The organism is Streptomyces novaecaesareae, assembly GCF_000716875.1.
In the GTDB taxonomy this organism is placed as follows: domain Bacteria; phylum Actinomycetota; class Actinomycetes; order Streptomycetales; family Streptomycetaceae; genus Kitasatospora; species Kitasatospora novaecaesareae.
Genome location: NZ_JNWQ01000011.1, coordinates 31,423 through 48,902 on the forward strand (window position 1 = coordinate 31,423; position 17,480 = coordinate 48,902).

Here is a 17,480-nt window from a genome sequence, read left to right on the forward strand (position 1 = left end):
CTGGATGGCGTCGAGGACTCGGTAGAACGTCAGGCCGGCGCCTCGACTTTTGGGTCGAGGCGCCGGAGGGTGAGGAAGGCGTGGGCGGCGGTGACCAGGGTGACGTGGTGGTGCCAGCCGCGCCAGGTGCGACCCTCGAAGTGGTCCAGGCCCAGGCCGTGCTTCATCTCGCGGTAGTCGTGCTCGATGCGCCAGCGGATCTTCGCCAGGCGCACGAGGCGGCGGATCGCGGTGTCGGGCGGCAGGCTGGTGAGCCAGTACTCGGTGGGTGCGTTCGCGTCCGATGGCCATTCGACCAGGAGGGTCTCGGCCGGCAGAACGCCGTCCCAGGAGGCACCGCCGCCTGCGTCTGCGGCGGCGAGGGCCCGGGGGATCTTCCCCGCGGGCCGCACCTGCAGGACACGGAACCTTGAGCGCATCGCCCCGCGGCTGCCCTGGCGCCAGGTGACCTGCCGAAACGCCCGGCGCCCGCCCGCGGCGGCGAGCTCGTGCAGGGCGACGGAGTCGGTGCGGTAGCGGGGCAGTGTCCTGCGGCCGGCGCCGCCGTAGGCGGGTGCCTCGGGCTCCGCGTCGTGGCGGTGCGCGGTCTCGTCCCCGCGCACCGCCACGATGTAGTCCAGATCGCGCGAGCGCAGGGCATGGCGGAAGGCCGCCGACTGGCCGTAGCCCGCGTCGGCGACCACGACCTGCGGGGCGAGCCCCCAGGAGATCAACTCTTCGAGAGCGTCGATGGCCAGCCGCCACTTCTCGACGTGCCCGACCTCCGGCGGCAGGCCGGTGCGTCGCCTGCGGTCGTCGTCGCGGTCGTCCCAGTCCGGCGGCACGAACAGCCGCCAGGACAACGGGCTGGAGGCCTTGTCGGTGACGGCATGGATGCTCACCCCGACCTGGCACAGCGAGCGCTTGCCGAGAGCGCCGCAGTCCTGCCGCGAGGTGGCCACCGACTGGTCCCCGGCTTTGGGGAACGAGGTGTCGTCGATCACCCACGCCTCCGGCGCGAGGGCGGAGGTCATCTTCCCGGCGATCTTCCGCAGTACCGGCGTGTGGTCCCACGGCGACTGGCTGACGAACTGCTGCAACGCCTGCATGTTCCCGTCCGGCAGTCGCTCGGCCATCGGCTGGATCGACTTTCGCCGCCCGTCCAGCATCAGCCCACGCAGGTAGCAATCCCCCTGCCGGCGCTGGTCCTTGCGCGCGAGCGACGCGAAGACCTCGGCCACGAAGTCGCCGAGGTGCTCGCGGAGCCTCTCCACCTCACCAAGATCCACAGGCCGCAGCATGCACCACCGCGACCATCAAGATCAAACCAACCTAACGAAGTACTACTAGCCGAGGCAGCGGGCCCGGAGCCGTCTGCACGTCGTTGGGGTGCCGCCCCGGTCCTCCCCTGTGGGACCGGGGCGGCGGGCTTTTCAGTTGGTGGCGTCCTGGGGGTACCAGCGGAGTTCGACGGTGTTGCCGTCCGGGTCGCGGACGTAGACGGAGGTGGCGGTGCCGCGGGCGCCGTAGCGGGGGACGGGGCCTTCGAGGACGGTGAAGGTGCCCGCGTCGATGACCTCCTGCCAGTCGAGGGGCTCCACGGTGAGGCAGATGTGGTCGACGTTGGACTCGTGCCGGGTGCCGCGGGTCAGGTCGATGATGGTCTCGGGGGTGACGCGGACGGAGGGGAAGGACGCCTTGCCGGCGCGCCATTCGTCGACGCGGACGGGCTCCAGGCCGAGGAGGCCGGTGTAGAAGGCCAGTGAACGCTCGACGTCGGCGACGTTGAGGACCAGGTGGTCGAGGGCTACTACGCGCATGGGATCGGCTCCGCTCCGGTGCGACCGATGGGGACGGGTCAACGATCCACCGTGCGGAGGCCGCCATCAACGGGGGATCGCTCTACGATCGTTGAGCCGGATTCAACGATCGTAGGGTGGGGCGGGATGCTGGAGCGGCTGGAGATCGAGGTCTTCCTCGTGCTGGTGGAGGAGTTGCACTTCGGCCGGACCGCCGAGCGGCTGAACCTGACCACCGGGCGGGTCAGCCAGGTGGTGAAGAAGCTGGAGCGCCGGATCGGCGGCCCGTTGTTCGAGCGGACCAGCCGGTCGGTCCGACTGACCGCCGTGGGGCGGCAGTTGGCGGACGACCTGGTCCCGGTGGTGGAGGCGATGGCGGCGGCCCTGCGGCGGGCGGAGGACGCCGTCCGGGGCGTCACCGGGGAGCTGCGGGTGGCGTTCCTCGGGGAGTGGACGGCGCCGGTGCTGCTCAGGGCGGTCGCGCTGTTCGGCGAACGGCACCCGGACTGCCGGGTCGACGTTCGGGAGGTCCAGCTCTCCAACTCCCGGGCGAGCCTGGTGGACGGCTCGATCGACGTCCTGATCGCCTCCTACCCGTTCGACGGGATGGCCCGTGGGCCCGTCCTGGTGAGCGAGCAGCGGGTGTTGGCGGTGGCGGCGGGGCATCCACTGGCCGCGGAGCGGTCGGTGTCGCTCGAAGTGCTGGCGGACCATCCGGTGGTGCAGTACCCGGATGAGACCTCGGTGGGCTTCAAGCGCGACCGCACCCCCGACCGCACCCCCTCCGGCCGTCCGGTGCCCAAGGGGCCGTCCGGCCGGACCTTCTCCGAGATGCTCAGCCTGGTCGCCCTGGGCCGCGGGGTGCTGCCCGTCGGCGAGCACTCCCGCCGCTACTACCCCCGCCCGGACATCGCCTACGTGCCGATCCACGACGCGCCGCCGATCGAGCGCGGCCCGATCTGGCGGGAGGGCGACGGGTCGGCGCGGGTGCTGGCGTTCGTGCGGGCGGCGGTGGACGCCGCCGGGGGCGATCGGGTGTGACGGGGTGGGGCGCGTCGCGGTCAGGAGATGGCGCGGAGGCGGGGCGGGGCCGGGGTGAGGAGGCGGCCGAGGTGGAAGGCGGTCTCCTCGTCGGCGGGGAGCAGGACGAGGAGCTGCTGGGAGTCGGCGGTGAGGTCCAACGTCTCGCGGTGGAGGCGGAGTTCGGGGCCTTGGGGGTGGTGGAGCCGGAGCGGGCCGCGGCGGGGCACGAGGTGGTTGCCGAGGCGGCGGGTGAAGTCGGGGCCGGCGAGTGGGGCGAGTTCGGTGCTGAACCATTCGGAGGCCTCGGCCGAGGGGGCGAGCCAGAGGTCGAAGGCCTGTTCGTCGGCGATGTCGTCCCAGTCGGGGAGGAAGGTGCGGGCGCGCGGGTGGGTGAAGACGTAGCGGGTGAGGTTGGGGGCGGCGTCGTCGAGGAGGCCGGCGGCGCCGAGGACGGTGGCGTAGCCGCTGGTGTGGGCGAGGATGTCGCCGAGGCGGTTGGTGACGGCGGCGAGGCCGGGTTCGAGCATCCGCAGGGTTTCGCGGACGGTGGCGCGGATCTCGCGGGAGGGCGGGGCCGGGCGGACGTGGCTGGGGCAGCCGCCGCCGGTGATCTTGGTGAGGTAGCGCAGGTGGTTGCGTTCGGCGGGGTCGAGGCTGAGGGCGTCGGCGAGCGCGTTGACCACGGCGATGGAGGGGTTGCGGTCGCGGCCCTGTTCCAGCCGGGTCAGGTACTCGACGCTGATCCCGGCGCGGACGGCGAGGTCGGAGCGGCGCAGGCCGGGTGAGCGGCGGCGGCCGTGGGTGGGCAGGCCCAGCGTCTCGGGCTGGATGCTGTCGCGCTTGGCGCGGATGAAGTCCCCCAGTGGTGTGCCCATATGGCGAGCGTACGACGGTCGGCGGCGCGGAGGGTGGCCCTGTGGGGGCCAGCCTGGGCACGGCCTGGTTGGGCCTGCCGGGCGGGCCGAGAGTGGTGGCCATGGAGAAGAACGATTCCACGGAGAGGGCCGGGGCCATGGCGAACGACGAGTCCGCGGCGAACAGCGAGTCCGCGGTGAAGAACGAGTCCGCGGCGAACGACGCGCACAAGCTGGTGATCATCCTCGGCAGTGTCCGGGAGGGCCGGTTCGGCCCGGTGGTGTCCTCGTGGGTGGCCGAGCAGGCCGCCGCGCACGGTGGTTTCGAGGTGGCGGTGGTGGACCTCGCCGAGGTCGAGCTCCCGCTCGAACTCCCGGCCGCCTCACCGAAGTTCGCTGGTGACGACTACCCGCGCCCGGCCGGGATGGCGAAGCTGACCGAGGCCCTGGAGGGCGCCGACGCGTTCATCGTCGTCACGCCGGAGTACAACCACAGCTACCCGGCCTCGCTGAAGGCCGCCATCGACTGGCACTTCACGCAGTGGACGGCCAAGCCGGTGGCCTTCGTCAGCTACGGCGGCGCGGCCGGCGGCCGGCACGCCGTCCTGCACCTGGAGAACGTGCTGACCGAGCTGCACGCGGTGACCATCCGGGACGGTCTGGCCTTCCCGAACTACTTCACCGCCTGGTCGGACGGCCGCCCGGACGACCCGCAGGCGGCCGGCTACGCCAAGGTCCTGCTCGACCAGCTCTCCTGGTGGGCGGGCGCGTTGAAGAACGCGCGGGCCGCCGAGCCGTACCCGGCGTGACGGGAGGGGCGGCGGAGATGGAGTACGTGAAGCTCGGCGGCACCGACCTGGAGGTCAGCCGGATCGCGCTCGGCTGCATGGGCTTCGGCGGGGCCGGCCGCGGGCACAACCCGTGGGCCCTGGACGAGGAGGCGGCCGCGCCGGTCTTCCAGCGGGCGGTCGAACTCGGCATCACCTTCTGGGACACCGCCAACGTGTACGGCGGCGGCGCCTCGGAGGAGCTGGTCGGCCGGGCCGTGCGGCGCTACGCCCGGCGTGACGAGGTCGTCCTGGCGACCAAGGCGGGGCTGCCGATGCATGACGGCCCGGGCGGCTCCGGGCTGTCCCGACGGGCGATCCTGGAGCAGGTCGACGGGTCGCTGGCCCGCCTGGGCACGGACCGCATCGACCTCTTCCAGTTGCACCGCTTCGACCCGGCGACCCCGGTGGAGGAGACGGTGGCGGCCCTGCGCGAGGTGGTCGAGGCGGGCAAGGTCCGGTACGTCGGCGCCTCCTCGATGTGGGCCTGGCGGTTCGCCGAGCTGGGGCATGCCGCGGAGCGGGTCGGCGGCCCGGCCTTCGTCTCGATGCAGCACCAGTACAGCCTGGTGCAGCGGGAGGAGGAGCGGGAGATGTTCCCGCTGCTCGCCGACCGGGGGGTGGCCAGTCTGGTGTGGTGCCCGCTGGCCTCGGGCCGGCTGGCCCGGCCGTACGGGCGGCAGACCACCCGCTCGGCCGGGGACCCGGTCGCCCGGCGGTTCTTCGGGGACGTCGACCGGCCGATCGTGGACGCCGTCGAGGGTGTCGCCGAGGCCCGCGGTGTCCCGATGGCGCAGGTCGCGCTCGCCTGGGTGCTGCGCAACCCGGTGGTCGCCGCCCCGGTCGTCGGCGCGACCCGCCCGGGCCACCTGGACGACGCCGCGGCCGCCCTGCGGCTACGCCTCACGGACGCCGAGGCGGCGGTGCTGGAGGCCCCGTACACGCCCCGGCTGCCGACCGGGTTCTGAGGTCAACTCGCCGTGCGCCGACGGTAGTAGTGCACGGTGAGCACCACGAGCAGCGGGCCCCAGGCGGCCAGCGGGAGGTAGCTGACCCAGAACACCACGGTCTGCCACCCGTGGGTGATCATCCCGCCCGGGCCGCCCCGGATGTTCAGGCCGAGGGAGAACATCACCATCGCGTACGGGAAGGTCATCAGGACCGCCGATCCCAGCCCGGCCGGGACGACGGCGGCGAGCACCGGGACGGGGCGGCCGCCGAGGAGGGGGATCCAGCGCGGCCACACCTCGCCCCAGCGGGCGACCAGGCCGAAGCAGAGGAAGGCCAAGGCCTCGCTGACCACGCTGAGGGTGAGGATGTACGCCCAGCCGCCGTCGAAGGAGGTCGGGTCCTGGTCCGGGGGCGTGGGGCCGTGGTCGAGCAGCGGCAGGCCGAAGATGAAGCCGCCGATCCGCCAGAGGCAGGAGGGCAGGACCGCCAGCGTGATCGCGTACGCGGTGCGGACGGCCCAGCGCGGTACGCCGTGGGCGGGGGTGCCGTGCAGTCGTTCAGCGATCGTCGGTGTGCCCATGGTGCTGCCTCCCGGCCGGGGCGGACGCCCGTCGTCCGCCGCTGCTCCGACGGTCCCGGATCGCCGGGGCGGGGGCGTCCTCACCCGGGGCGAACCCGCTCCCCCGGGCGGGGGAGCGGGGCGTCCACCGGGTGCGCCGTCAGGGTCAGGGCAGCAGGAGCCCCCAGGACAGGGCCCAGGGCACGAACACCGCCCCGGCGAGCAACAGCCCGCCCAGCCGGATCCGGTCGAGGCCGGGGGCGGCGGCGAGGGCGGCCCGGTTCCGCAGGGCGGTGCCGGCGGCGACGGCGGCCGAACCGACGGCGGTCAGCGCGAGCAGTTGCAGGGCCAGCCAGACCAGCGGACGGCCGAACAGCACCGGGCCGGGGAACATCGCGGCGGTGGCCGCCAGGAAGAGCAGGTAGCCGAGCCCGCCCAGGGTGGCGGCGGTGCCGGTCGCGGCGGCCCAGCGGGCGGCCCGGCGGGCGGTGCGGGGCTGTGCGGTACTGGGCAGGGCGGTGCGGGGCTGTGCGGTGCGGGGCTGGGCGGCGGGTCGGATCCGGCGGCGGATCCGGCGGAGGGCGCCGGTCAGCGGGTAGCCCGTGAAGCCGGTCAGGAGGACGAGGAGGGCGAGGGCCTGGACCGGGGTGGACTCGTACCAGGCGAGCGGGGCGAGCGGGCGGCTCGTGCCGTCCTGGTGCGGCGCCGGGTCGGCGGACACCGGCGGCGGGGCGGTGGCGAGCCGCTGGATCCAGGCGGCCTCGTAGGCGGCGTAGTCGTCGGGCAGCCGGTCGATCCGGTCGTACCCGCCGTCGTGGGTCAGGTGCAGGTTGTGCCGGACGCCGGGGATGGTCCGGATCGTGTAGTGGGTGTTGCCGGCGCGGTCGAGGGCCTGGCGGATGATCGGCGCGCTCTCCTCGGGGGCGGCCTCGCGGTCGAGCGTGCCCCATTCGGCCAGGACGGGCTGGTGGACCCGTTCCCACACCGGCACCGGGTCGTAGTCGGCTTCGGCGAACAGCCCGGCGGCGGCGAGTTGGCGGACCGAGGTGTCCTGCAGGGCGCTCAGCAGCGAGCCGGAGATGCCGGCGTGGCGCAGGTAGCCGCCGTAGGCCCAGGCCTGCTGGCGGGACGGGGTGAGTCCGGCCGCGCCGGCGGTGACGAGGTACGCCACGTCGTCGGAGCGGGTGGCGGCGAGCGAGACCACCCAGGCCCCCTCGGAGAGGCCCCACAGGCCGACCCGGTCCGGGGCGACGTCCGGGCGGGAGCGCAGCAGCCGGACGGCGGCGAGGGCGTCGTCGGCGAGCTGCCCGTAGTCGCGGTGGGTCTGCGAGTAGCCGTCGGTGCGCTTGTCGTAGATCAGCGTGGTGATGCCGCGCCGGGCGTACGCCTCGGCCGCGGCGCGCAGGCCGCTCGCCGGGCCCGGACCGGCCCCGGCGACCATGACCAGGCCGGGGCCGGGGGCGGCCGCGGCCGGGGGCGGGGTCAGGACCTGGCCGTGCAGGACGGTTCCGCCGGCGCCGGTGAACTCGACCGGGGTGCTGACCGGGGTGCTGACCGGGTCGGCCGGACCGGGCGCGGCGGGCGTGGCGGCGGCCCGTCCCGCTCCGGGGAGCAGGATGGCCAGGGCTGCCAGCAGCGCGGCGATCAGCAGTGTCGTCGGTGCGCTGCGCAGTGGTCCGTGGCATCCGGTGTTCATCGCGGTCCTCCCCCGGGTCGGTGTTCTCGGCGGGGTCAAGACTGTCCGGGCTCGGGGTGGTCGGGCGATGGTGGCCGCACCCGGGTCGTGGTGGGGAAAGCCCCCCGGTAGGGCCTGAACTGACGCGGTGACGGCCGGACGGTTGAGCCGTACGGGTGAGCCCGGGGGAGCCAGGGGAAGATCGGGACGGCGGTGGTGGTTGGGGCTCGGGGACAGGACAAGGAATCGACGGACGGGGGCGGGATGTCTGAGCGGGTCACTGCGATGGCGCGGCTGCGGGCGAAGGCCGGGCGCGAGGCGGAGATGTGGGAGCAGGCGGCGACGATGGTGGGGCCGAGCCTGGCCGAGCCGGGCTGCCTGTCGTACCGGAACTACGCGGACCCGGAGGATCCGAGGGTTCTGGTGGTCGTGGAGGAGTGGGAGTCCCGGGAGGCGTTCGACGCGCACCTGGCCAGCCCGCATCTGGCGCGGTCGCTGGACCGTACGGCCGAACTCCTGGACGGCCCGCCGGAGTTGCGGGTGCTGACGGACGTGCGGGAGCTGGCGGACGCGCAGGAGCCGAGGCCGTAGTGCCGGGGTATGACGGCGGATCCGGCTCCTCGGTGTGACGACCGGGCGGGTGGTGGCACGGGAATGTGGGGCCATCAGCCGCACCAGGGTGAGGAGCCCGAGGATGTCCGCGATCCGCCGTCAGACCAGCACCGCCGCCCGGGCCTTCCTGGCGTTGCCGGCCGGGGTGGCCGGGGTGGCCGGGGCGGCGTGACGGCTCAGGTGACGTCGTCCGGGCTGGTGAACGCCGGCGGGGTGTAACCGGGGCCGGTGAAGTCGGGGGTGGTGAAGGCGGCGGGGCGTGGCTCGCGGCCCTGAGCGTCGGTGAGGCCGTCGGGGCCGGGGCTGGTGAAGGACGGGGAGCTGTAGCCGGGGCCGGTGAAGGACGGGCTGGTGAACTCCGGTCCTTCGGACGCGGCGGGCTGGGCGGACGCAGCGGGCGTGGCTGCCTGGTCGGCCGGGACGGCCGGCAGCGCGTCGCGCAGGTACGGGAGCAGGCCGTGCTCGCGCAGCGCGGTGCGCCACTCGGTGCGGGCGTCGGCGAGTTCGGCGGCGAGTTCCGGGTCGGTGCCGGCCGGGGCGGCGGTGCCATCGCGTATGGCGGTGAGGAGGAGCCCGACGATGCCGATGGCCATCGCGGCCACCCCGGCGGCGAGTGCCACCCAACCGGCGGTGACCAGGGAGCGGGCGAGGACGAGGTCCGGGGCGGCGGCGCGCAGCAGGTAGCCGATCAGCAGCAGGACCAGGGCGGCGGCCCAGGCCAGGATCGGGGTGAGCACGGTGAGGACGGGGAACAGCCCGGCGCCGCCGTTGGCGGAGCGCAGCTGGGTGAGCAGCCCGGGGGCGGTGGGCTCGGTGCCGGGCGGCGGCGGTGGCGTGGTGCGCAGGTTGTCGCGCAGCCGGGTGTAGTGCGCGTACTCGGTGGCGGCCGCGGCATTGATGCCGTCGGCGTCGCGCAGCGCGCGGACGCGCAGCTGGTCGGTGGTGAGCGCGCCGCGGGCGCGCAGGGCGGTGAGGACGGTGCGGTCGCGCAGGGCTTCGGCGAGGAGGCGCTCGTACTCCGGGCGGTCCTCGGCGAGCAGTGGCGGGGGGTTGGACATGGGGACCCCGTTCGTGCGGACTCCGGTTCGCTCCGCCCCGGGGGCTCGCGGGCCCTCGGGACGCCGAAACGGGCGCGGAGGCGGGCCGCCGGACGGGCGGCCGGGTGTGGTGTGCCTCATGGTAGGGGCGGGTGCACCCGGGCTGACAGTCGGTTTCCGGAATTTCGCGCCCCGGGCCGCGCGCGTGCGACGGCCCGGGCGCCGGGAACAACTGTTCGATGGGGGGCGTCAGTTGATGGGCAGTCGGGCGACGAGCAGCCGCCCCTCCATGGTGACGCCGCCGTCCATGGCCACCGCGAGGTCGTCCGCGTACACGTACGGTCCGGGGATGTGCGGGGGCTGGCCGTCGTCCGCGTGCACCGCGCCGGTGAGGTACGGGATGGGGCTGTGCCCGTGCACGATGCGGCTGCCGCCGTAGGTGTCCAGCAGTTCGTGGACGGCCGTCGGCCCGGCGTCGCCGCGGAAGGCGAAGCGCTTGGTGAAGCGGCGGAAGCAGTCCCACCACTCGTCCACGGTGCCGTCGGCGAGCAGGCCGTGCACGGCGTCGTTGACGTCGGGGATGGACTCGCCGTACTCCAGGTACGCGGTGGTGTCGGAGTGCAGCAGCAGGTGGCCGTCCTCCAGCGCGATGGCGGGGAGTCGGGAGAGCCAGCTGATGTGGTGCGCCTCCAGGCGGTCCAGGTCGTTCTGCTGGCCGCCGTTGAGCCGCCAGGCGGCGAGGAAGGAGGCGGTGCCGGCGGTGGACTGGACCGGCTCGTCGCCGTACCGGGCGGCGCCGAGGAAGAGCAGTTCGTGATTGCCCATCAGGGCGCGGCAGTAGCCGCCTGCGGCGGCGGCCTCGGCGGCGAGCTGCATGACCAGGTCGATGACGCCGATGCCGTCGGGGCCGCGGTCGGTGAAGTCGCCGAGGAACCAGATCCGGGCGCGGCCGGCCGACCAGTGGCCGTCGGCGTCGATCAGGCCCTGGTGGTGCAGTTCGGCGCGCAGCTCTTCCAGGTAGCCGTGCACGTCGCCGACGACGTAGACCGGGCCGGGCGGCTCGCCGGGGCCGGGGGCCGGGTACGGGTAGGTCGGGGCGGCGGGGTCGGGCAGCGGCGGGCCGAGTTCGATGGTCGGCGGGTCGTCGCGGTCGGCGAGTTGGAGGGCCGGGGAGGGCTGGTCGGGCAGGGTCGGTTCGTACCCGGGGTGGTCCTGGTTCTCGTAGCCGCTCTGCTCCTGGCTCTCGTACCCGGGGTGTTCGTGGTTCTCGTACCCGCCCTGCTCCCGGCCTTCGTACCCGGGGTGTTCCCGGCCGTCGTAGCCGCCCTGCCCCTGGGGCGAGAAGGTCGGGGTTTGGTCGGTGGTGATCCCCTGGGCGTGCACGGTGTGGCCTTGGCCGTCGGACGTCCAGTGCTGTTCGAGGTAGCGGGCGCCGCCGTAGCCGCTGTAGGTCTCGGCGTCGTAGGACTCGGGGTCGTACGGGGGGCCGGGGTAGCCCGGGGCGGGCTCGGGTTCGTAATAGGTGCCGTAGGGCAGCACGTCGAGGTCCGGCTGGTGGCGGGGGCCTGAGTGGGGGTGCTCGGGCCCGGGGAAGCGGTCCTCGGGTGTCATTCGCCCATCATAGGAAGACCACTCTCCCGCCGTCGTCACCTGGTGGGCATCCAATCCTCCGGAGCGTCAGCCGGGCATCCGCTCAAGGTCCGTTTTGTCCCGGCTCGGTATGGTCTCGTCAGTCTCGTCGGGTCTCGTCAGGTCTCGGCACGTCTCGGCACGCCTCGGCTGGGCGTCCGCGCGGTCTAGACCTCGCCCGGGGGCCGGGGCGGGCTGACGGTGGTGCGCGGGCTCCGGCGCTGGGAGGAGGCGCGGACGATCAGCTCGGTCGGCATCAGGGTGCCCGGCGGCGGGCCGTTGCCGGCGGTGCGGAAGCGGGGCGGGAAGAGCCGCGCGATGTCGACGCCGGTGCCGGAGTCCACGCCCTCGATCGCGTCGATGAGCAGGTTGACCACGGTGGTGCCGATCTTGCGCGGCTTGAGCGAGAGCGTGGTGATCGGCGGTTCGGTGGTCGCGTAGACGTCGCTCTCGCTGCAGCAGACCAGCAGCAGGTCGTCCGGCACCCGCAGGCCGTACCGGCGGGCGGCGGCGAGCAGGTCGGTGCCGTTGGGGTCGAAGAGGCCGTAGACGGCGTCGGGCCGGTCGGGCCGGGCGAGCAGCCGGTCGGCGGCGACGGCGCCGGCGGCCGGGTCGTGCGCGGGGTAGGCCTCGTAGACCGGCTCCTGGCCGACCTTGGCGCACCAGCCGAGGTAGGCCTCGGTGGAGAGCCGGGTGTAGGTGTCGGTGCTGGTGCCGGTGAGCAGGCCGATCCGGCGGGCGCCGGCCTCGGAGAGGTGGTCGAGGATGCCGAGCACGGCGGCCTCGTGGTCGTTGTCGACCCAGGCGGTGACCGGGCAGTTGCCGGGTTTGCCGTCGCTGACGACCGGGACGCCGGACCGGTACAGCTCGCTGACCAGGGGGTCCTGGTCGGGCGGGTCGATCACCACGGTGCCGTCGAGGGCGATGTTGCCCCAGACGTCGTGGCGGGAGGAGGCGGGCAGCACCACCAGCGCGTAGCCGCGGCCGAGGGCGGCGCTGGTGGCGGCCCGGGCCATCTCGGCGAAGTACGCGAACTCGGTGAAGGTGAACGGCTCCTCGCCGTAGGTCGTGACGGTCAGCCCGATCAGGCCGGACCGTCCGGTGCGCAGGGTGCGGGCGGCGGCGGAGGGGCGGTAGCCGAGGCGTTCGGCGACCTCGCGCACCCGGCTGCGGGTCTCGTCGGGCAGGCGGCCCTTACCGTTCAGCGCGTCGGAGACGGTAGTGATCGACACTCCGGCGGCTGCCGCCACATCCCGGATGCCGGCCCGCTCCAGACGCCGTGAGGTGGTGGGTCGCCGACCGCTCTGGTTGGCTGCTGCTGTCATGGCGGACCGATCGTATGGCTCCTGACAAGGGTCTGTGACCGGCGCATCGGGAGCCTTCGGAGATACGTTTCTCCAAGAGTGAGCCGGGGTGCGCCCCTTCGATACCCGCCCGAAACCAGGCCTCTTACCTCTGACATGTGCCAAAGGAACGGGGCAGAATGGCTGATCTGCGCCTGTAACCCGACCGGGCATCTCACTCCTACGGGTGAGGGCGGTCGGTATCGTGCAAGGCACCCGACCGGGGTGGTCCGGGCGCGTCAGGAGATCCCGGGCACGGGCGGCGAACCCGTCCGCGGCGGGCGAGCGCACCGGACAGTTGTGCAACTTCTGGAAACGGAGTACGACCGTGAGCAGTGGTACGTCAGCGCAGGGCCCGCGCCTGCGGCCGACCCTGGACGGCATCCCCACCTACAAGCCCGGCAAGCCGGCCGGCGCCGACGCCTACAAGCTGTCCTCGAACGAGAACCCGAACGACCCGCTGCCCGGCGTGCTGGAGGCGGCGGTCGCGGCGGCCGGCTCGTTCAACCGCTACCCCGACATGGGCGTCAACGAGCTGACCGAGGTGCTCGCCGAGCGCTTCGGCGTGCCCGTCGAGCACATCGCCACCGGCACCGGCTCGGTCGGCGTCGCCCAGTCGCTGATCCTCGCCACGGCCGGCCCGGGCGACGAGGTGATCTTCGCCTGGCGCTCCTTCGAGGCGTACCCGATCATCACCCAGATCGCCGGCGCCACGCCCGTCCCGGTGCCGCTCACTGCGACCGGCGACCACGACCTGGACGCGATGCTCGCCGCGATCACCCCGAACACCCGGCTGATCTTCGTCTGCAACCCCAACAACCCCACCGGCAACGTGATCCACCGCGCCGAGCTGGAGCGCTTCCTGGACGCCGTCCCCGGTGACGTCCTGGTCGTCGTCGACGAGGCCTACATCGAGTTCATCCGCGACCCTGAGGTGCCCAACGGCATCGACCTCTACCGCGACCGCCCGAACGTCTGCGTGCTGCGCACCTTCTCCAAGGCCTACGGCCTGGCGGGCCTGCGGGTCGGCTTCGCGATCGCGCACGAGCCGGTCGCGTCCGCGCTGCGCAAGACCGCCGTCCCGTTCGGCGTCAACCAGCTCGCCCAGAACGCCGCCGTCGCCTCGCTGCGCGCCGAGGAGGCGCTGCTGGAGCGGGTGGACGCGCTGGTCGAGGAGCGCAACCGGGTCGTCGCCGGGCTGCGCGCCCAGGGCTGGGAGATCCCGGACTCGCAGGCCAACTTCGTCTGGCTGGGGCTCGGCGAGCGCTCGGCCGAGTTCGCCGCGGCCTGCGCCGAGGCGGGCGTGATCGTACGGCCGTTCCCGGAGGGCGTGCGGGTGTCGATCGGGGAGGCCGAGGGCAACTCGATCTTCCTGTCGGTGGCGGAGGCGTTCCGCAAGGTGCTGTGAGCCTCCAGGGCCTCCAGGGCCTCCTGGACCTCCGGTAGCGGCGGGGGCGTGCCGGTCGTCGGCGCGCCCCCGCGGTGTTTCGTAGGGAGCCGCGCTCCCGGTTCTCTCCCGGATGGCTGTGGATCGCTGGGAGTGCGCTGGGAGTTCGGCCAACGGCCGTCCACGGAGCGGCCAAGCGGGCCGCGCAGGGCAGGTGTTCCGTCCGGAATGCCCGGATCCGACCGTTCAGTCTTCTCCCAGTCCGCGCCCAGGACTCCGCAAGAGCACCCCGCGAAGCTGTCCGGCATGAAGGTGCTCCCACGGCGGCGCGGTGCCGTCCTCGTCAACTCCGCGCTCGGCGTGGCCCTGCTGGGCGGTGCGGCCCTGGTGTACACCACGGTCAGCGGAAGCTCCGGCCCGGCGTCGGCCAAGCCCACGACCCGTACCGCGACGGTCGCCAAGGGCATGGTCCTGGCCACCGTGTCCGGAACCGGCACCCTGGTCTCACCCACCGACGCGGCCCAGGACTTCGCGACGGGCGGCAAGCTCACCACGGTCAAGGTCGCGGTCGGGGACGCCGTGAAGAAGGGCCAGGTGCTCGCCACCGTCGACACCACGGCGGCCCAGCAGCAGGTGGACGCGGCCCAGGCGGCCCTCACCACGGCCAACGCCAACCTCACCAAGGCGCAGGCCGGGGTCACCACCACGACCACCGAGCCGCTGCCGGCCCCGGCCTCCGGCGGGTCCGGCAGCGGAACCGGCGGCAGCGAAGCCGGCAGCGGGTCGGGCAGCGGAACCGGCAGCAGCGGGAACGGCAGCGGAACCGGCAGCAGCGGGGCCGCCGGCGGTGGCGGACGCGGGGCGGGCGGGAGCAGTACGCCCGCCCCGCAGACCACCACCATCACCACCACCAAGGTCGACGACGCGGCCGTGGCCCAGGCCCAGCAGCAGGTCGCCACCGCGCAGACCAACCTCTCCAACGCCCAGGCGGCGCTCGCCGGGACCACCCTGACCGCCTCGGTGGACGGCACGGTCGCCTCGGTCTCCGGCAAGGTCGGCGACACCGTCGGGGCGAACGCCGCGGGCTCGGCCTCGTCCTCCGGTGGCAAGTCGACCGGCGCGAGCGCGAGTTCGGGCGCGCCCAGCGGATTCATCGTGCTCACCAACCCGACCGGGATGCAGGTCACCGCGAACTTCTCCGAGCTCGACTCGCTCAAGCTGAAGAAGGGCGAGGCGGGCACCGTCGCCCTGAACGCGCAGTCCGACACCAAGCTCAACGCGACCGTCCTGTCGGTCAGTTCGCTGCCCAGCAGCAGCGGCTCCGGCGGCGCGGCCGGCTCCTCCGCCGTCCAGTACGCGGCCATGCTGCAGCTGACCGGCGACACCAGCACCCTGCGTACCGGCCTCAGCGCCACCGTCCAGGTGATCACCGGCGAGGCCGACAACGCGCTCTCGCTGCCCACCTCGGCCCTGTCCGGCACCGGCACCTCCCGCACCGCGACCGTGGTGCACGAGGACGGCAGCTCCGAGCGGGTCACCGTCACCGTCGGCGTCGAGGGCGACAGCACGGTGCAGGTGGTCTCCGGTCTGAAGGAGGGCGACAAGGTCGAACTCCCCACCACCAGCGGCACCAACGGCTTCCCGAACGGCTCCTTCCCCGGCGGCGGCAACCGCGGTGCGGGCGGCGGGGCCGGGGTCTTCCCGGGCGGCACCGGCGGCGGTGCCGGTGGCGGTGGTGGCGGCAACGGCGGAGCCGGCGGCGGTCGGGGCGGTCGGGGCTGAGCATGCGTCACGTCATCGACAAGCGCGTCCCCGCGGCGCCCGTGCCGGTGATCCGGATCCGCCGGCTCACCAAGTCGTACGGGCACGGCTACGCCACCGTGCACGCGCTGCGCGGCCCGGACGACCCGGAGACCGGCGAACCGCAGGGCGTCAGCCTGGACATCGAACAGGGCGACTTCGTCGCCGTGATGGGCAGTTCGGGCTCCGGCAAGTCCACCCTGATGAACATCCTCGGCTGCCTCGACGTCCCGACCTCCGGCCGCTACCTGCTGGACGGCGTCGACGTCGGCCACCTGGACGAGCAGCAGCTCTCCCTGGTGCGCAACCGCAAGATCGGCTTCGTCTTCCAGTCCTTCAACCTGATCCCGCGCACCACCGCCCTCGCCCAGGTCGAGCTGCCGCTCGCCTACGCGGGCGTACGGGCCGCCGAGCGGCGGCGCCGGGCGCTGGCCGCGCTCTCGCTGGTCGGGCTCGGCGAGCGGTCCGGCCACAGACCGAACCAGCTCTCCGGCGGCCAGCAGCAGCGCGTCGCGGTGGCGCGGGCCCTGGTCACCGCCCCCGCGATGCTGCTCGCCGACGAGCCGACCGGCAACCTCGACAGCCGCTCCACGGAGGAGGTGCTGGCCCTGATCGACGGGCTCAACACCACCGGCCGCACCGTCGTGCTGATCACCCACGAGGACGAGGTCGCCCGGCACGCCAAGCGGGTGCTGCGACTGGTCGACGGGCAGATCGTGAGCGACGTCCGGCAGGCCCCCGTGGACGGGCCGCCACCCGCCCTTCGTGACCTGGGAGTGCCCGCGTGATCCTCTGGCAGACACTCCGCTTCGCGGTCGGCGGCCTGGCCGCCAACAAGGTGCGCTCGGCGCTCACCATGCTCGGCGTGCTGATCGGCGTCGCCTCGGTGATCCTGCTGCTGGCCGTCGGCAACGGCTCGTCCGTCGCGGTCAAGGACTCGATCACCTCGCTCGGCACCAACGCGCTGACCGTCAGCGCCGGTTCGGCGGCCGGCGGCTCCCGCGCGGCCTCCTCGGTGAAGAGGCTCACGGTGGCGGACGCCAAGGCCCTGGCGAGCGACGCCGACGCCGCCTCCGCGATCAAGTCGGTGGCCCCGGTCGTCACCACCAGCGGCACGGCGCTGTACGGGAACATCTCGTACAGCCCCGGCTCGATCGTCGGCACCTACCCGGCGTACTTCGAGACCGCCAACCAGAAGGTCGCGCACGGCGAGTACTTCACCAACGACGATGTGCTCGGCTCGCGCAAGGTCGCGGTGCTCGGCGCCACCACGGCCAAGCAGCTGTTCGACACCGCGGACCCGGTCGGCAAGACCGTCGTGCTCGGCGGCACGCCGTTCACCGTGGTCGGCGTGCTGCAGGCCAAGGGCGGCAGCGGCTTCACCGACCCGGACGACGTGGTGATCGCCCCGCTGCCGACGGTGCAGAACGCCTTCACCGGCTTCGGCCCGGTCAACCAGATCCTGGTGCAGGCCGCGTCGGCCGACACCACCACCGCCGCCCAGTCGGAGATCACCCGGGTGCTGCTCGGCACCCACGCGATCGCCGACCCGAGCAAGGCCGACTTCCGGATCACCAACCAGGCCTCCCTGCTCACGGCCCGGGAGAGCACCACCAAGACCTTCACCGTGCTGCTCGGCGCAGTAGCCGCGATCTCGCTGCTGGTCGGCGGGATCGGGATCACCAACATCATGCTGGTGACGGTCACCGAGCGGACGCGCGAGATCGGCATCCGCAAGGCGCTCGGCGCGCCGCGCGCGGTCATCCTCGGGCAGTTCCTCACCGAGTCGACGCTGCTGTCGGTGATCGGCGCGGGATTGGGAGTCGCGGCCGGCATGGTCGGCTCGCACTTCAGCATCGTCGGCATCAAGCCGGTGGTGATCCCCGAATCGGTGCTCGGCGCGTTCGGCATCGCCGTCGCCATCGGGCTCTTCTTCGGCAGCTACCCCGCCAACCGGGCCGCCTCGCTGCGGCCGATCGACGCCCTCCGGCACGAGTAGGACACA

At 73.5% G+C, this 17,480-nt stretch carries 16 protein-coding genes; 8 read left to right on the top strand and 8 right to left on the bottom strand.

Annotation, left to right across the window (positions count from 1 at the left end):
* Positions 1-29 precede the first annotated feature (29 nt).
* Together OP86_RS06255 and OP86_RS06260 are read right to left on the bottom strand one after the other, a co-directional pair.
* Positions 30-1,268: an IS701 family transposase gene (locus tag OP86_RS06255; RefSeq protein ID WP_033331139.1), complete on the bottom strand. Its 1,239-nt coding sequence runs from the start codon at positions 1,266-1,268 to the stop codon at positions 30-32.
* Between the two features lie 144 nt (positions 1,269-1,412).
* Entirely contained in the window at positions 1,413-1,799 is a 387-nt protein-coding gene (locus tag OP86_RS06260; RefSeq protein ID WP_030055529.1) for a VOC family protein, read from the bottom strand.
* A gap of 126 nt (positions 1,800-1,925) precedes the next feature.
* On the opposite strand from OP86_RS06260, the gene OP86_RS06265 reads away from it, so the two are divergent.
* Positions 1,926-2,819 (top strand): LysR family transcriptional regulator, encoded by an 894-nt coding sequence (locus OP86_RS06265; protein WP_030055528.1) that lies wholly within the window; start codon positions 1,926-1,928, stop codon positions 2,817-2,819.
* Between the two features lie 20 nt (positions 2,820-2,839).
* On the opposite strand, the gene OP86_RS06270 is transcribed toward OP86_RS06265, so the two are convergent.
* Complete coding sequence (locus OP86_RS06270; RefSeq protein ID WP_030255335.1) at positions 2,840-3,676, bottom strand: helix-turn-helix domain-containing protein; 837 nt, start codon at positions 3,674-3,676, stop codon at positions 2,840-2,842.
* A 137-nt stretch (positions 3,677-3,813) separates the two neighbouring features.
* Between OP86_RS06270 and OP86_RS06275 the strand changes: the two genes are divergently transcribed.
* Together OP86_RS06275 and OP86_RS06280 are read left to right on the top strand one after the other, a co-directional pair.
* Entirely contained in the window at positions 3,814-4,464 is a 651-nt protein-coding gene (locus OP86_RS06275) for an NADPH-dependent FMN reductase (protein ID WP_078588433.1), read from the top strand.
* A gap of 17 nt (positions 4,465-4,481) precedes the next feature.
* A complete protein-coding gene (locus tag OP86_RS06280) occupies positions 4,482-5,450 on the top strand; it encodes an aldo/keto reductase (RefSeq protein ID WP_030055524.1) in 969 nt (322 codons plus the stop codon).
* Between the two features lie 2 nt (positions 5,451-5,452).
* Here OP86_RS06280 and OP86_RS06285 read toward each other — a convergent pair whose 3' ends face one another.
* Positions 5,453-6,013, bottom strand: a complete 561-nt coding sequence (locus OP86_RS06285; protein ID WP_063832305.1) for a hypothetical protein — start codon at positions 6,011-6,013, stop codon at positions 5,453-5,455.
* A 145-nt stretch (positions 6,014-6,158) separates the two neighbouring features.
* Entirely contained in the window at positions 6,159-7,688 is a 1,530-nt protein-coding gene (locus OP86_RS38665; RefSeq protein ID WP_051829746.1) for an alpha/beta hydrolase family protein, read from the bottom strand.
* Between the two features lie 243 nt (positions 7,689-7,931).
* Here OP86_RS38665 and OP86_RS06295 point away from each other — a divergent pair, with 243 nt between their 5' ends.
* Entirely contained in the window at positions 7,932-8,258 is a 327-nt protein-coding gene (locus tag OP86_RS06295; protein ID WP_030055520.1) for a putative quinol monooxygenase, read from the top strand.
* Between the two features lie 197 nt (positions 8,259-8,455).
* Here the strand turns inward: OP86_RS06295 and OP86_RS36450 are convergent, their stop codons facing one another.
* The 3 genes from OP86_RS36450 to OP86_RS06310 all read right to left on the bottom strand — a co-directional run bounded on the left by OP86_RS36450 (position 8,456) and on the right by OP86_RS06310 (position 12,270).
* On the bottom strand, positions 8,456-9,337 hold the full coding sequence (locus OP86_RS36450) for a hypothetical protein (protein ID WP_030255345.1): 882 nt from the start codon (positions 9,335-9,337) through the stop codon (positions 8,456-8,458).
* Between the two features lie 228 nt (positions 9,338-9,565).
* On the bottom strand, positions 9,566-10,927 hold the full coding sequence (locus tag OP86_RS06305; RefSeq protein WP_157849677.1) for a metallophosphoesterase: 1,362 nt from the start codon (positions 10,925-10,927) through the stop codon (positions 9,566-9,568).
* 185 nt (positions 10,928-11,112) lie between these two features.
* Positions 11,113-12,270, bottom strand: a complete 1,158-nt coding sequence (locus tag OP86_RS06310; protein WP_051829747.1) for a LacI family DNA-binding transcriptional regulator — start codon at positions 12,268-12,270, stop codon at positions 11,113-11,115.
* A gap of 346 nt (positions 12,271-12,616) precedes the next feature.
* Between OP86_RS06310 and hisC the strand changes: the two genes are divergently transcribed.
* The 4 genes from hisC (at position 12,617) to OP86_RS06330 (ending at position 17,474) form a co-directional block, all read left to right on the top strand.
* The gene (gene hisC / locus OP86_RS06315; RefSeq protein WP_030055515.1) at positions 12,617-13,696 is read left to right on the top strand and encodes a histidinol-phosphate transaminase; all 1,080 of its coding nucleotides are present in this window, start codon (positions 12,617-12,619) and stop codon (positions 13,694-13,696) included.
* 285 nt (positions 13,697-13,981) lie between these two features.
* A complete protein-coding gene (locus OP86_RS32785; RefSeq protein ID WP_037777765.1) occupies positions 13,982-15,457 on the top strand; it encodes an efflux RND transporter periplasmic adaptor subunit in 1,476 nt (491 codons plus the stop codon).
* A 2-nt stretch (positions 15,458-15,459) separates the two neighbouring features.
* Positions 15,460-16,263: an ABC transporter ATP-binding protein gene (locus OP86_RS06325; protein WP_030255357.1), complete on the top strand. Its 804-nt coding sequence runs from the start codon at positions 15,460-15,462 to the stop codon at positions 16,261-16,263.
* A complete protein-coding gene (locus OP86_RS06330; protein ID WP_030055511.1) occupies positions 16,260-17,474 on the top strand; it encodes an ABC transporter permease in 1,215 nt (404 codons plus the stop codon). The genes OP86_RS06325 and OP86_RS06330 overlap by 4 nt, the downstream gene beginning before the upstream one ends.
* The last annotated feature ends 6 nt before the right edge of the window (positions 17,475-17,480 follow it).

Coding starts and splice junctions, on each gene's coding strand:
- OP86_RS06260 (WP_030055529.1), bottom strand. CDS start 1,799: ATGCGCGTAGTAGCCCTCGACCACCTGGTCCTCAACGTCGCCGACGTC.
- OP86_RS32785 (WP_037777765.1), top strand. CDS start 13,982: ATGAAGGTGCTCCCACGGCGGCGCGGTGCCGTCCTCGTCAACTCCGCG.
- OP86_RS06275 (WP_078588433.1), top strand. CDS start 3,814: ATGGCGAACGACGAGTCCGCGGCGAACAGCGAGTCCGCGGTGAAGAAC.
- OP86_RS06270 (WP_030255335.1), bottom strand. CDS start 3,676: ATGGGCACACCACTGGGGGACTTCATCCGCGCCAAGCGCGACAGCATC.
- OP86_RS38665 (WP_051829746.1), bottom strand. CDS start 7,688: ATGAACACCGGATGCCACGGACCACTGCGCAGCGCACCGACGACACTG.
- OP86_RS06280 (WP_030055524.1), top strand. CDS start 4,482: ATGGAGTACGTGAAGCTCGGCGGCACCGACCTGGAGGTCAGCCGGATC.
- OP86_RS06310 (WP_051829747.1), bottom strand. CDS start 12,270: ATGACAGCAGCAGCCAACCAGAGCGGTCGGCGACCCACCACCTCACGG.
- OP86_RS36450 (WP_030255345.1), bottom strand. CDS start 9,337: ATGTCCAACCCCCCGCCACTGCTCGCCGAGGACCGCCCGGAGTACGAG.
- OP86_RS06295 (WP_030055520.1), top strand. CDS start 7,932: ATGTCTGAGCGGGTCACTGCGATGGCGCGGCTGCGGGCGAAGGCCGGG.
- OP86_RS06265 (WP_030055528.1), top strand. CDS start 1,926: ATGCTGGAGCGGCTGGAGATCGAGGTCTTCCTCGTGCTGGTGGAGGAG.
- OP86_RS06285 (WP_063832305.1), bottom strand. CDS start 6,013: ATGGGCACACCGACGATCGCTGAACGACTGCACGGCACCCCCGCCCAC.
- OP86_RS06325 (WP_030255357.1), top strand. CDS start 15,460: ATGCGTCACGTCATCGACAAGCGCGTCCCCGCGGCGCCCGTGCCGGTG.
- OP86_RS06305 (WP_157849677.1), bottom strand. CDS start 10,927: ATGACACCCGAGGACCGCTTCCCCGGGCCCGAGCACCCCCACTCAGGC.